Below are 13,939 nucleotides of genomic sequence, written 5' to 3' on the forward strand. Positions count from 1 at the left end.
CCGGAGGTCCTCTCTTGTTCTCGTTCCTCAAGCGCACCGTCCTGGCCGCCAGCATCGTCGGCGCATCGCTGGGCGCCAGCGCCGCCCAGCCGCCGCGCGCCTATCCCCTGAAGGATTTCTTCCGTAACCCCGACCGCGGCTTCTTCCGCCTGGCCGACGACGGCAAGACCCTGGGCTTCATGCAGCCCACCAGCGTGGACGGCAGCCCGGCCCGCATGAACATCTACGTGCAGCCGCTGCAAGGCAGCAAGCCCGTGGGCGACCCGCGCCTGCTCACGCGCGAGACCGCGCGCGACATCAGCAATTTCTTCTGGAAAGGCGCCGACGTGGTGCTCTACCAGAAGGACTTCGGCGGCGACGAGAATTTCCACGTGCTGGCGGTCAACGCCAAGACCGGCCAGATCACCGACCTGACTCCCTACGAAGGCGTGCGCGCCGGCATCGAGGACGACCTCGAGGACGACCCCGACCACGTCCTCATCAGCCACAACCAGCGCGACCCCGAAGTCTTCGACGTCTACCGCGTCAACGTCCATACCGGCGCGGCGGTGCTGGTGGCGCAGAACCCCGGCAACATCGTCGGCTGGCAGACCGACCACGCCGGCAAGGTACGCGCCGCCGTCGCCAGCGACGGCCTGAACACCACCCTGCTCTACCGCGACGACGAAGCCGCCGAATTCCGCCCGCTGATCACCACCGACTACCGCACCAGCGTCAGCCCGGCGTTCTTCACCTTCGACGACCGCAAGTTCTACGCCCTGTCCAACCGCGGCCGCGACAAGCTGGCGCTGGTCGTCATCGACCCGGCCAATCCCGACGCCGAAGAGGAAATCTACACGCCCGAGGACGTGGACCTGGACGCCGCGGCGTACTCGCGCAAGCGCCGCGTGCTGACGCTGGCCGCCTACCAGACCGACAAGCCGCAATACCGCTTTTTCGACGCGCAGACCGAGGCGCTGTTCAAGGCGCTGTCGGCGCGGCTCGCGGGCTACGATTTCGCCATCCAGGGCTACGACCGCGATGAAAACAAATTCATCGTCGCCGCCTACAACGACCGCACGCCCGGCTCGCGCTACATCTACGACGCCGCCGCCGACACGCTGACCAAGCTGGCCGACATCAACCCGGCCATTCCCGAGGCGGACATGTCGCGCGTGCAGCCCATCAGCTACCAGACGCGCGACGGCCTGACCGTGCACGGCTATCTGACGCTGCCGGCCGGCCGCGCGCCGTCCGGCCTGCCTTGCATCGTCAATCCGCATGGCGGGCCGTGGGCCCGCGACGGCTGGGGCTACAACCCGGAGGTGCAGTTCCTGGCCAACCGCGGCTTCTGCGTGCTGCAGATGAACTTCCGCGGCTCGACCGGCTATGGCCGCGCCTTCTGGGAAGCCGGCTTCGGGCAATGGGGCCTGAAGATGCAGGATGACATCACCGACGGCGTCCAGTGGCTGGTGCAGCAAGGCATCGCCGACCCCAAGCGCATCGGCATCTACGGCGCCAGCTACGGCGGCTACGCCACGCTGGCCGGCGTGGCCTTCACGCCCGAGCTCTACGCCGCGGCGGTCGACTACGTGGGCGTGTCCAACCTGTTCACGTTCATGCAGTCGATCCCGCCGTACTGGAAGCCCATGCTGGCCAAGATGCAGAACATGGTGGGCGACCCCGAACGCGACCGCGAACGCCTGGCCGCGACCTCGCCCGCGCTGCACGCGGACCGCATCGTCACGCCGTTGTTCGTGGCGCAGGGCGCCAAGGACCCGCGCGTGAACAAGGACGAGAGCGACCAGATGGTCAAGGCGCTGCGCGCGCGCGGCGTGGAGGTCGAATACATGGTCAAGGACAACGAAGGCCACGGCTTTCACAACGACGAGAACAAGTTCGAGTTCTACGAGGCCATGGAACGCTTCCTGAAGGAACACCTCAAGCCGTAGACCGCGCCTCGGCTGCCGCGCCGTCCGGGCGCGCGCGGCCCGCGGCCCGCCCGATCGAGGCCAACTCCACGCGGTCGCGGCCCTGCTGCTTGGCGCGGTAGAGCGCCGCGTCGGCGCGCGCCAGGATGCCGTCGGCGGTATCGCCCGGCTGGTACAGGGCCAGGCCGCCGCTGGTGGTCATGGGCACCTCGGCGTCCGGCAGGGCCAGCGGCGCGTCGCGCACCGCGTCGCATACCCGCTGCGCCTGCACCAGCGCGTGCGCCGGATCGCAGTCATACATCAGCAGCGCGAATTCCTCGCCGCCCAGCCTGCCGAGACGGTCGCTGGCCCGCACCGCGCGCTGCACCACCTGCGCGTAATGGCGCAGCGCGCCGTCGCCGGCCGCATGCCCGTAGCGGTCGTTGATGGACTTGAAATGGTCGATGTCCAGCAACAGCACGGCCAGCTTGCCGCCAGCGCGATGGCAGCGGCGCAATTCGCGTTCGAGTTCGTCGAGGATGCTGCGCCGCGAGTGCGCCCGCGTCAGGCTGTCGAAGGTCAGCGCCGCCTGCATCTGCTCGGACAGGCTGGTCTGCACCAGCAGCAGCAGGGCCAGGAACAGCGCCGGCACCGTGACCGCTCCGCAGACGATGAAGAACAGCCCCCAGGCCGACGGTTCCAGCAAGGAATGGGGCGCCTCGCCGCCGATGGAATAGACCGCCAGGCGCAGGCCCTGCACGGCCGCCAGCCCGAACATCGCCAGCATCAGGTACGCCATCACGCCGCGGGTCTGCAGGCGCCGGCGCTGGCGGAAAATCACCCGCCCCGTGGCCAGCATGGCCACGCAGGTCATGGCCGAAAACAACAGGATGCGGGCGCGCAGCTCGCCGCCGGCAAACAGCAGCAGCGCAAACGCCAGGATGCACAGCGCGCCCAGCGCCGCCGTGGCCTGCGCCTGCGGCGGCAGCCCGAAGAACCGCCGTACGCCGACATGGACCAGGCCGAGCGAACCGACCCAGGCGGTGTTCGAGACCATCACGGCCGGGCCCGGCGCCAGCAGGCCGGACGAGGCATACGCCAGCAGCGACACCACGGCCAGCGCATTGGCCGCGGTGAACGCGCGGATGCCGCCCAGGTCGCGCGCAGGGAACAGCACGAACAAGGGCAGCGCCAGCGCCGTGGCCAGTCCCCACATCAGAAAGAATAAGGAAATCGTCATGGCTCCTGCCGCGCGCCCTCGTTGGGATTGCCGCACTGCGCACCGCTCGCGCCGCGTTACACCCTAGCATTTTTGACGTCTTTTGTTACAGTCAGGACGAGCCGGCACGCTATCCTCGTCGGCACTCGCCCCGGCCCGAGCGACGAAGAATACGCCAGCGCCGGCCCCTGTGCGCGCCTCCTTTGCACTACTTGACAGTTGAAATATCCAAAACGTCCTACAGTGCATCCCGTTGACGGCACCGCAGAGTGCCGCAACCACGTCCATCGGACGTGGCGCGTACTAGCCATGCACTTCGATAGCGCGAGTGCGAAGGTCCCCGCAGCGGGCGCCGCGCAACTGAACCCATGTTCCCCACCTCCATCGCCGGCGCTGCGCGCCCGCGCGGCGTCCGGCTGTCCGGCCGGCGCGCGCCTGCCCGGCGGAGGCGGCGAACGTCCCGAGTCGCAACTGCGGAAGTACTACAGATGCCATGCAAAGGAAAACCTGCGGGAAAAGCCGCCAACCGGTCGCTATCGCGCCTTGACGCCGCGGCGGGCCTGCGCCTGCTGGCCGCCTGTGCGGTCCTGGCGCCGGCCTTGGCGCTGGCCGCCCCCGCCGAGGATTACGACGGTCTGATCGCCCGGGCCCGCGCCGGCGACTACGAGCCCGCGCTGGAGATGCTGCGCCGGCAAGGCGCCGCCGCCGGGCCACGCGCCATCTACGACCACATCGTCATCGCCGGCTGGGCCGGCCGGCCCGCCGAGGCGGCGGCCGCCTTCGAGACGCTGCCGGCCGGCGCCAATCCGCCGGCCGACGTGCAGCTGGCCGCCGCGCGCGCCTACCGCGACCTGCAGCGCTGGCCCGAGGCGCTGGCCGCCTACCGCGCGGGGCTGCGCCGCCATCCGCGGCACACGGCTTTCCAGGCCGGCGAAATCATGACGCTGGCCGACGCCGGCCAGACGCAGGCCGCGCTCCAGGCCGGCGAGCGCTGGGTGGCGCGCCAGCCGCGCGACGTCGACGCGCGCCTGGCGCTGGGCTACGTCCACGTCCGCCAGGGGCGCCCTTTCGAGGCGCTCTACCAGGCCGACCGCGCCCTGGCCCTCGCTCCCGACACGCCCTACGTGCAGCGCGAATACATACAGGCGCTGTCCCGCGCCCGTATGTCGGGCGCGGCGCTGGCGCGCGCGTCCGAGCATCCCGGCCTGTTCGACGCCGCCCAGATGCGGCGCTTCGAGGCCGACGCCGTGGCCCAGCAGGTGCGCCTGGCCTCCATGCCGGCGCGCAACGAAGCCGAACGCTACGTCGTCGCCGACCGCGCCCTGGCCCGCTACGACGAGCTGATCCCGGCCTGGCAGGCGCTGGGCGAGGCCGCGCGCGACGACGTGCTGCGCGCCCGCATCGACCGCCTGCACGCGCTGCATGCGCGCGCGCGCATGGCCGACCTGGTGCGCGAATACGAGGCGCTGCGCGCCGAAGGCGCGCAGGTGCCGCGCTACGCGCTGAACGACGTGGCCTCGGCCTACCTGTACCTGCGCCAGCCGGAAAAGGCGCGCGACATCTACCGCCAGGTCGCCGCCGACGACGCGGCCCGCAACGACGATCCCGAGGACCGCCTGAACACCGAGACCGGCCTGTACTACTCCCTGGCCGAGGCCGAGCAATTCGACCAGGCCTCGCAAAGCCTGGCCGCCAACCGCCAGGACTATCCGGACTGGGTCTACCTCAAGGGCCAGCCCAGCCGCCTGCCCAACGACCTGCGCCTGGAGCGCATGCAGACCGAGGCCGCCGCCAGCCTGCAGGCCGACGACACCCCGGCCGCCCAGCGCAGCCTGGAACACATGGTGCGCGAGGCGCCCAACAACTCCGGCCTGCAGGCCCAGCTTGCCGGCGTCTACCGCGCCCGCTCGCAGCCGCGCGCCTCGGAACGCACGTTGAAAATGGCCGAGACGCTGTCGCCGCGCAGCCTGAGCGTGGAGAACGGCCAGGGATTCACCGCGCTCGACCTGCAGGAATGGCGCCAGGCCGAGGCGCTCAGCCAGGACACGCTGGCGCGCGCGCCCGAGGACCTGGTGTCGCGCCGGCTGGCCCGCCAGTGGCAGGTGCACAACATGGCCGAGCTGCGCATCGCCGGCTACCGCGGCCTGGCTTCGGACAGCCCGGTCTCGGGCAGCGGCGACTTCGGCATCGACGCGGTGGTGTACTCCAAGCCGCTGGACTACAACTGGCGCGCGTTCGGCGGCGGCGGCTACGCGGCCGGCGACTTCGAGGAAGGCCGCGGCACCTACCGCTGGGTGCGCGCCGGCGTCGAATGGCGCGGCCGCGACCTCACCGTCGAGGGCGAAGTCTCCACCCACGACTACGGCGACGGCGTCAAGCCCGGCCTGCGCCTGAGCGCCGCCTACGACCTGGACGATCGCTGGCAGGTCGGCGGCTCGGCCGAGCTGATCTCGCGCGAGACGCCGCTGCGCGCGCTGGCCAGCGGCATCTCGTCGAACAGCCTGTCCGCTTTCGTGCGCTGGCGCGCCGACGAGCGCCGCGAATGGACCCTGGCGCTGTCGCCCTCGCACTTCAGCGACGGCAACAACCGCTGGTCGCTCGGCCTGATCGGACGCGAACGCGTCTACACCGCCCCGCACCTGAAGGCCGACCTGGAATTCGACATTTCCACCCAGCACAACAGCGGCGGCAGCGACGTGCCCTATTTCAACCCGCGCTCGGACCTGACGCTGGTGCCCGGCCTGCGGCTGACGCACACGCTGTACCGGCGCTACGAAACCGCGTGGGAACAGATCGGCACCGTCGGCGCCGGCGCCTACACGCAGCAGGGCTACGGCACCGGCGGCGTGTTCGCCCTGGGCTACGGCCAGCGCTACCGCGCCAACGACGTGCTGGACATGGGCGCCATGATCACCGGCATCAGCCGCCCGTACGACGGCGACCGCGAGCGCGAACTGCGCATCGTGTTCGACCTCGCCTACCGCTTCTGAGACCGCCGCCATGCTTAGAACCCATACCCGCATCCTCCTGGCCGGCCTGTTGCTGCTGCTGATCCTGTTCCTGACCGCCTGCGCCAAGGACATTCCCGTCTACACGCCGCCGGCCGAACGCAGCCTCGCGCCGGCCGACCGGCCCTGGCCGTCCGGCCAGTTCCTGGCCCTGGCCTATCACGACGTGGAAGACGAAGACCCCGACCAGGGCTTTCTCAGCGTGCGCACCGACCGGCTGGTCGACCAGCTGGCCTGGCTGCGCGAGAACGGCTACCAGGCCGTGTCCGTGGACCAGATCCTGGCCGCGCGCGAAGGCGGCAAGCCCCTGCCCGAGCGCGCGGTGCTGCTCAGTTTCGACGACGGCTACCGCAGCTTCCAGACCCGCGTGCTGCCCATCCTCGAAGCCTACCGCTGGCCGGCCGTGCTGGCGCCGGTCGGCGTCTGGATGGACACGCCGGCCGACCGCAAGGTGGATTTCGGCGGCAGCCCGCAGCCGCGCGAGCGCTTCCTGGACTGGGACGGGGTGCGCGAGATCTCGCGTTCCGGCCTGGTGGAGATCGCCGCCCACACCAACGCCTCGCACTACGGCGCCCTGGCCAACCCGCAGGGCAACACCGAGCCGGCGGCCGCCATCCGCGTCTACGACGCCGGCGCCCGCCAGTACGAAACCGAGGCGCAGTTCCAGGCCCGCATGCAGCGCGACGTCGCCGCCATCAGCGAGAAGATCCGCCGCGCCACCGGCAAGGCGCCGCGCGTCTGGGTCTGGCCCTACGGCGCCGAAGGCGGCTCCACCCTGAAGATCGCCGGCGAGCACGGCTACCGCATGGCGCTGACGCTGGAAGACGGCCCCAGCCGGGTCTCGCGCCTGATGTCCGCGCCGCGCCTGCTGCTGGCCAACGATCCGCACCTGCGGCCGTTCGCCGACAGCATCGGCGGCATGGAAGCCCTGCCCACCATGCGCGTCGCGCACGTGGACCTGGACTACATCTACGACCCCGACCCGGCGCAGGTCGACCGCAACCTGGGCGAACTGGTGCAGCGCATCGCCGACATGCAGATCAACACGGTGTTCCTGCAGGCCTTTGCCGATCCCGAGGCCGACGGCCTGGTGCGCTCCGTGTACTTTCCCAACCGCTGGCTGCCCATGCGCGCCGACCTGTTCAACCGCGTCTCTTGGCAGTTGCAGAACCGCGCCCACGTGGCGGTCTACGCTTGGATGCCGGTACTGGCGGTCGACCTGGACCCGTCCATCGCGCGCGTGACGCGCTGGGACCCCGCGCATCCCGAGGCCGCCCCGGCGCCGGATCCCGACCAGTACCGCCGCCTCTCGCCCTTCGATCCGGTGGCGCGCCAGCGCATCGGCGACCTGTACGAGGACCTGTCGCGCTACACCCTGTTCGACGGCGTGCTGTTCCATGACGACGCGGTGCTCAGCGATTTCGAGGACGCCAGCCCCGGCGCGCTGGCGGCCTACCGCCGCGCCGGCCTGCCCGGCTCCATCGCCGAGCTGCGCGCCGATCCCGACACGCTGCAGCGCTGGACCCGCCTGAAAAGCCGCGCGCTGGTCGATTTCACGGACGAGCTGACCCGGCGCGTGCGCGCGGTGCGCGGCCCGCACATCAAGACGGCCCGCAACATCTACGCCCAGCCCATCCTGAACCCCGCCAGCGAAACCTGGTTCGCGCAGAACCTGGACGACTTCCTGCAGGCCTACGACTGGACCGCCCCGATGGCGATGCCGCGCATGGAGAACGTGCCCGAAGCCGGCGAGCACGCCTGGCTGGACAGCATGGTCGACGCGGTGGCGCGCCGCCCCGGCGCGCTGGACAGGACCGTGTTCGAACTGCAGGCGCGCGACTGGCGCACCGGCCCGGACCGTCCCGAGTCCACGCCCATCGACACGGCCGTGCTGGCCGGCTGGATGCAGCGGCTGCAGCTGCGCGGCGCCCGCAACTTCGGCTACTACCCCGACGACTACTCGCAAGACCAGCCCCGGCTGCAAGACATCCGGCCCGCCATCTCCGAAGCCTGGTACCCCGTCCGATGATAGACCGCCTGATCGCTCTGCTCATACTCTGCGCCATGCTCGGCGTGCCGTTCGGCTTCACGCTGATGCTGACCGGCGAGGCGCTGCTGGGCTTCGTGTTCTTCTACCCGCTCTTCATGTCCGGCCTGTGGATGAGCGGCGGCCTCTATTTCTGGTGGCACTGGGAGCGGCACTGGAAATGGGGCAAGGACCGCCAGCCGCCGGCGCTGCCCGGCAATCCCCTGGTGTCCATCCTGGTGCCCTGTTTCAACGAGGCCGAGCACGGCGAAGAGACCCTGCTGGCCGCGCTGGCGCAGAACTATCCGCACATCGAGGTCATCGCCATCAACGACGGCTCCAGCGACGGCACCGCCGACATGCTGGACCGCCTGGCCGCGCGCCACGACCGGCTGCGCGTGGTGCACCTGGCGCAGAACCAGGGCAAGGCCATGGCGCTGCGCATGGGCGCGCTGGCCGCGCGCAGCGAGTACCTGGTGTGCATCGACGGCGACGCCACGCTGGACCCGGACGCCGCCGCCTACCTGGTGGCGCCGCTGATCCAGAACCCGCGCGTCGGCGCGGTCACCGGCAACCCGCGCATCCGCACCCGCTCGACCATGATCGGCCGCATCCAGGTCGGGGAGTTCTCCTCCATCATCGGCCTGATCAAGCGCACCCAGCGCGTCTACGGCCAGGTGTTCACCGTGTCCGGCGTGGTCGCCGCGTTCCGGCGCGCGGCGCTGGACCGCGTGGGCTACTGGAGCCTGGACATGATCACCGAGGACATCGACATCAGCTGGAAGCTGCAGCGCGACCACTGGTCCATCTTCTACGAGCCGCGCGGCCTGTGCTGGATCCTGATGCCCGAGACCCTGCGCGGGCTGTGGAAGCAGCGGCTGCGCTGGGCCCAGGGCGGCGCCGAGGTCTTCCTGAAGAACCTGCGCTCGATCTGGATCTGGCGCCACCGCCGGCTGTGGCCGCTGATGGCGGAATTCTGTCTGTCCACCGCCTGGGCCTTCGCCTTCGGCATCTCGGTGCTGCTGTGGGCCGTCAGCCAGGTCGTGGCGCTGCCCAACAACATGTACATCGCCAGCCTGATGCCGCCGGCCTTCACCGGCATGATGCTGGCCATGGTGTGCCTGCTGCAGTTCGTCGTCAGCATCCTGATCGACCGCCGCTACGAGCCCGGCCTGCCGCGCGCGCTGTACTGGGTCATCTGGTATCCGCTGGCCTTCTGGATGGTGAGCCTGTTCACCACCCTGGTCAGCTTTCCCAAGGTCATGCTCCGCAAGCAGGCCCGGCGCGCGCGCTGGGTCAGCCCGGACCGGGGCATCAAATCACCGGACGCATCATGATCATCACCACGCAACGCTCGCGCGCGGGCTATCTGTTCGACCTCGTCCTGACCGCTCTGGGCTGGTTCGCCTTCGTGTACCTGTTCGGCGCCGGCATCCTGGCCATCCTGCGCGACGCGCAGGGCCCGGGGCTGTCGCCGCTGCCGGCTTTCGTGCCCACGCTGCGCACCCTGTCGGGCTATGCGCTGCTGGCGCTGGCCAACGCCGCCCTGCTGGTGGCCTGGGCGGTCTACAACCACCGGCGCTTCGCGGGCAAGGACCGGCGCAAGCCGATCAAGCCGCTTGGCGACCGCCGGCTGGCCATGAGCTTCGGGCTCACGCCGGCGCAGCTGGCGGAGCTGCGCGCATCGCGCACGGCCGTCATCCACCACGGGCCGGACGGACGCATCACCGGCATCGAGACGCGCAGCCCGCTGCTTACCGCGGTGCACACGGGTTGACCGCGGGCTACTACGCCTTCTTCTTCTCCACGTCCGGCAGCAGGACCGCCACCACCCCCAGCAGGGGCAGATAGGCGCACACCTGGTACACATGGGCGATGCTGGTCGCGTCGGCCAGCTTGCCCAGCGCCGCCGCGCCCAGGCCTCCCATGCCGAACGCAAAGCCGAAGAACAGGCCGGCGATCATGCCGACCTTGCCCGGCACCAGTTCCTGCGCATAGACCACGATGGCCGAGAACGCCGAGGCCAGCACCACGCCGATCACCACCACCAGCGCCCCGGTCCAGAACAGGTTGGCGTACGGCAGCAGCAGCGTGAACGGCGCCACGCCCAGGATGGACACCCAGATCACGATCTTGCGGCCGATGCGGTCGCCCACCGGCCCGCCCACCACCGTGCCCACCGCCACCGCGGCCAGGAACAGGAACAGGTACAGCTGCGCCTCGCGCACCGACAGGCCGAACTTGTCGATCAGGTAGAACGTGAAATAGCTGTTCAGGCTGGCCAGGTAGAAATACTTGGAGAACACCAGCACGCCCAGCACCGCCAGCGCGCCCAGCACCTGCCGGCGCGACAGCGCATTGCCGGCCGCCGCGCCGCGCGCCCGCGGCTTCAGGCGCTCGCGGTTGGCGCTGTACCAGCGCCCGATGCCGGTCAGCACCACGATGCCGAACAGCGCCGCCAGCGAAAACCAGGCCACGCTGCGCTGCCCGTGCGGAATGATGAACAGCGCCGCGGCGAGCGGCCCGAGCGCCGAGCCCACGTTGCCGCCCACCTGGAACAGCGACTGCGCCAGCCCGTGGCGCCCGCCCGAGGCCATCCGCGCCACGCGCGACGACTCCGGATGGAACACCGACGAGCCCGTGCCCACCAGCACCGCGGCCGCCAGCAGCCAGCCGAACGACGGCGCCATCGCCAGCATCAGCAGCCCCGCCAGGGTGAAGCCCATGCCCACCGGCAGCGAATACGGCTTGGGATTGCGGTCGGTGTAGAAGCCGATGAACGGCTGCAGCAGCGAGGCCGCCAGCTGGTACACCAGCGTGATCAGCCCGATCTGCGCGAACGACAGCGTGAAGGACTCCTTCAGCATGGGGTAGATGGCCAACAGGATCGACTGGATCATGTCGTTCATCAGGTGCGCCACGCTGATCGCGCCCAGCACCTTGAAGGCGGTGGACGGGTCTGAAGCGGCGGGCGCGGCGGGTTGGGCGTCGGCCATCGCGGCCGCGGGATTCTGGGCGGGGTTCATGGATCTCGGGAAATAAAGGGGACGGCTTTCCCGGCGCGATGCCGGGACCTGTAGCCAGTGTAGGAAGCGCGTCCCGTCCCGATCTGCCATTTTTCGTCTTGAAAGTGACAAAATGCGTGAATCATCCTTTTGTCGCCTGACTCATTCTCATGCCGGAAGTGACAGCCATGCTGACCCGCCCCCTTCCCGATCCCGGCCGCAGCGTCAACGCCCAGGACTACCAGGACCGCCCGCGCGTGGTCACGGCCATGGCCAAGGAATTCCCGGCCGGCGCGCGCACGGGCACTCACTCCCATCCGCGCGCCCAGCTGGTGTACGCGGTCGGCGGCACCATGCGCGTGACCACGCCCACCGGCCTGTGGGCCCTGCCGCCGATGCGCGCGCTGTGGGTGCCCGCCGGGGTGCCGCACGGCGTGGACATGGTGAGCGCAGTCTCCATGCGCTCGCTCTACCTGCAGGCCGAGGCCGCGCGCGGCTACTGGCCGCAATGCCAGGTGGTCGAGGTCAGCGCGCTGCTGCGCGAGCTGATCCTGGCGCTCACCGCCGAACCCATCGACTATCCGCTGGGCGGGCGGGCCGAGCAGATCGCCGCGCTGGCCCTGTCCGAACTGGCCGCCGCCCGCGTCGCGCCCCTGCAGATCCCGTGGCCGCGCGACCGCCGCCTGCAGACCATCTGCGCCGCCATCCTGGACCGGCCCGGCCTGCAGCGCGGCATCGAGGACTGGGGCAGCGAGGTCGGCGCCAGCGCCCGCACCCTGATCCGGCTGTTCCAGGCCGAACTGGGCCTGAACTACCGCCAGTGGGTGCAGCAGGTGCGGCTGGCCGACGCGGTATGCCGCCTGGCCCAGGGCGAGCCGGTCGCGCGCATCGCCTCCGATCTGGGCTACCGTAGCGCCAGCGCGTTTTCCGCCATGTTCCACCGCGCGCTGGGCGCGCCGCCGCAGCGCTACCTGCGCCCGGCCGCCCTGGGCTGAAAGCCGGCCGGCGGGCGCCGCCCGAGTTACATTTTTCGTTACCGAAACCTTATTGCCCGCTGGGCGGTCTATACGGTTATGTCCTAGAATCGCCTGCAATGAGCACCCCCCAGCAATCTCCCGCCACCCCGGGCGGCAAACCGGGTTTCCCCTGGAAACGACACCTCGTCAAGGCGGGCATCGCCGCCGCCGGCGTGGCCGTGTGCGGCGCCGTCGCGCTCGGCCTGGCGCTGGCCCTGGCCTGGCCCAGCCTGCCCGACCTGCACGCCATGACGGACTACCGTCCGCGCGTGCCGCTGCGCATCTATACCGCCGACAAGGTGCTGATCGGCGAATACGGCGAAGAACACCGCAACGTGCTGCGCATCGACGAAATCCCGCCGGTCATGCGCCAGGCGGTGCTGGCCGCCGAGGACGACCGTTTCTACAGCCACGGCGGCGTGGACTGGATGGGCGTGGCGCGCGCGGTGCTGACCAATATCGTCAAGCAGTCCAAGACCCAGGGCGGCAGCACCATCACCATGCAGGTGGCGCGCAACTTCTACCTGTCGTCGGAAAAGACGTACTCGCGCAAGTTCTATGAGCTGCTGCTGACCTTCAAGATCGAATCCGAGCTCACCAAGGACCAGATCCTGGAGCTCTACATGAACCAGATCTACCTGGGCCACCGCGCCTACGGCTTCGCCGCCGCCTCGCGCACCTATTTCGGCAAGCCCCTGTCCGAGGTGACCCCGGCCGAGGCCGCCATGCTGGCCGGCATCCCCAAGGCGCCCTCGCGCTACAACCCCATCACCAATTTCGCGCGCGCCCAGATCCGCCAGCACTACGTGCTGGGCCGTATGAAGACCCTGGGCTACCTGACGCCGGAACAGGCCGACGAGGCCATCAACCAGCAGCTGACCGTCCGCGGCGCTGACGGCGCCAGCGCGCACGGCTTCGCCATCCACGGCGACTATCCCGCCGAACTGGCCCGCCAGCTGATGTACGGGGTGTTCCAGGAACAGACCTATTCCAAGGGCATCGACGTCTACACCACCATCGATTCCAGGGACCAGGAGGCCGCCTATCTCGCGGTGCGCGACGGCGTGCTGGCCTATACGCGCCGCGCCCCCTATCCCGGCCCCGAGGACCAGATCGACCTGCCCGCCAACGTCGAGCAGGACCCGGTCGCGCTCGACGAAATCCTCGACGGCGTGCAGGAAAAAACGCCCGACAGCGAAGACCTGCTGGCCGCCGTGGTGCTGGCCGCCAGCCCCACGGAAGTCACCGTGGCCCGCAGCGCCCGCGAGATCATCACGATCTCCGACAAAAAGGCGCTGGCGGTCGTGGCGCGCGCGCTCAACCCCAAGGCCGGCGACAAACAGCGCCTGCGCCGCGGCTCGGTCGTGTACCTGCACAAGAACGGCGACAACTGGGAAATCATCAACATGCCGGCGCTGCAGGCCGCGCTGGTGTCCATGCAGCCCGAGGACGGCGCCATCCGCGCCATGATCGGCGGCTTCGACTACAACCGCGGCGGCTTCAACCGGGTCACGCAGGCCTGGCGCCAGCCCGGCTCCAACATCAAGCCCTTCGTCTACGCGGCCGCGCTGGAGCGCGGCTTGACTCCGGCCACGCAGGTCTCGGACCAGCCCTTCATGCTGACCGCCGAGCAGACCGGCTCCAAGGCCTGGCAGCCCAAGAACGACGGCAACAAGTACGAACCCATGATGACGCTGCGCCAGGGCCTGGTGCGCTCCAAGAACATGGTGTCGATCCGCATCCTGCAGGCCATCACGCCGCAGTACGCGCAGGACT

Annotated in this window: 8 protein-coding genes and 1 pseudogene; 7 read left to right on the top strand and 2 right to left on the bottom strand. The window is 69.9% G+C overall.

Going from position 1 to position 13,939, the window contains the following annotated elements:
• Window positions 1–14 precede the first annotated feature (14 nt).
• Entirely contained in the window at window positions 15–1,931 is a 1,917-nt protein-coding gene (locus tag C1I89_RS04695; protein WP_102771595.1) for a S9 family peptidase, read from the top strand.
• On the opposite strand, the gene C1I89_RS04700 is transcribed toward C1I89_RS04695, so the two are convergent.
• The gene (locus C1I89_RS04700) at window positions 1,921–3,129 is read right to left on the bottom strand and encodes a GGDEF domain-containing protein (protein WP_102771596.1); all 1,209 of its coding nucleotides are present in this window, start codon (window positions 3,127–3,129) and stop codon (window positions 1,921–1,923) included. The two genes, C1I89_RS04695 and C1I89_RS04700, sit on opposite strands and share 11 nt — an antisense overlap.
• A gap of 467 nt (window positions 3,130–3,596) precedes the next feature.
• Between C1I89_RS04700 and pgaA the strand changes: the two genes are divergently transcribed.
• From pgaA to pgaD, 4 genes are read left to right on the top strand one after another with little or no spacing between them, the layout of a single operon-like run.
• The gene (gene pgaA / locus C1I89_RS04705) at window positions 3,597–6,098 is read left to right on the top strand and encodes a poly-beta-1,6 N-acetyl-D-glucosamine export porin PgaA (RefSeq protein ID WP_102771597.1); all 2,502 of its coding nucleotides are present in this window, start codon (window positions 3,597–3,599) and stop codon (window positions 6,096–6,098) included.
• Between the two features lie 10 nt (window positions 6,099–6,108).
• Complete coding sequence (gene pgaB, locus C1I89_RS04710) at window positions 6,109–8,145, top strand: poly-beta-1,6-N-acetyl-D-glucosamine N-deacetylase PgaB (RefSeq protein ID WP_102771598.1); 2,037 nt, start codon at window positions 6,109–6,111, stop codon at window positions 8,143–8,145.
• Window positions 8,142–9,479 carry a poly-beta-1,6-N-acetyl-D-glucosamine synthase gene (pgaC, locus tag C1I89_RS04715; protein WP_102771599.1) on the top strand — a complete coding sequence of 446 codons (1,338 nt, stop codon included), beginning with the start codon at window positions 8,142–8,144 and terminating at the stop codon, window positions 9,477–9,479. The genes pgaB and pgaC overlap by 4 nt, the downstream gene beginning before the upstream one ends.
• The gene (pgaD, locus tag C1I89_RS04720; protein ID WP_102771600.1) at window positions 9,476–9,919 is read left to right on the top strand and encodes a poly-beta-1,6-N-acetyl-D-glucosamine biosynthesis protein PgaD; all 444 of its coding nucleotides are present in this window, start codon (window positions 9,476–9,478) and stop codon (window positions 9,917–9,919) included. The genes pgaC and pgaD overlap by 4 nt, the downstream gene beginning before the upstream one ends.
• 10 nt (window positions 9,920–9,929) lie before the next feature.
• Here the strand turns inward: pgaD and C1I89_RS04725 are convergent, their stop codons facing one another.
• Window positions 9,930–11,168, bottom strand: coding sequence for an MFS transporter (locus C1I89_RS04725; protein ID WP_102771601.1), 1,239 nt, complete (start codon window positions 11,166–11,168; stop codon window positions 9,930–9,932).
• 167 nt (window positions 11,169–11,335) lie between these two features.
• Here C1I89_RS04725 and C1I89_RS04730 point away from each other — a divergent pair, with 167 nt between their 5' ends.
• Window positions 11,336–12,142, top strand: coding sequence for an AraC family transcriptional regulator (locus tag C1I89_RS04730; RefSeq protein ID WP_102771602.1), 807 nt, complete (start codon window positions 11,336–11,338; stop codon window positions 12,140–12,142).
• A 98-nt stretch (window positions 12,143–12,240) separates the two neighbouring features.
• A pseudogene (locus C1I89_RS04735) lies at window positions 12,241–13,935 on the top strand (penicillin-binding protein 1A); the annotation flags it as partial.
• Between the last annotated feature and the right edge of the window lie 4 nt (window positions 13,936–13,939).

This window comes from Achromobacter pulmonis (assembly GCF_002885955.2).
In the GTDB taxonomy this organism is placed as follows: Bacteria; Pseudomonadota; Gammaproteobacteria; order Burkholderiales; family Burkholderiaceae_B; genus Achromobacter; species Achromobacter pulmonis_A.

Bases quoted from the DNA above. Each gene is read 5' to 3' on its own strand.
- C1I89_RS04700 (WP_102771596.1), bottom strand. From the start codon at position 3,129: ATGACGATTTCCTTATTCTTTCTGATGTGGGGACTGGCCACGGCGCTG.
- pgaA (WP_102771597.1), top strand. From the start codon at position 3,597: ATGCCATGCAAAGGAAAACCTGCGGGAAAAGCCGCCAACCGGTCGCTA.
- pgaB (WP_102771598.1), top strand. From the start codon at position 6,109: ATGCTTAGAACCCATACCCGCATCCTCCTGGCCGGCCTGTTGCTGCTG.
- pgaC (WP_102771599.1), top strand. From the start codon at position 8,142: ATGATAGACCGCCTGATCGCTCTGCTCATACTCTGCGCCATGCTCGGC.
- pgaD (WP_102771600.1), top strand. From the start codon at position 9,476: ATGATCATCACCACGCAACGCTCGCGCGCGGGCTATCTGTTCGACCTC.
- C1I89_RS04725 (WP_102771601.1), bottom strand. From the start codon at position 11,168: ATGAACCCCGCCCAGAATCCCGCGGCCGCGATGGCCGACGCCCAACCC.
- C1I89_RS04730 (WP_102771602.1), top strand. From the start codon at position 11,336: ATGCTGACCCGCCCCCTTCCCGATCCCGGCCGCAGCGTCAACGCCCAG.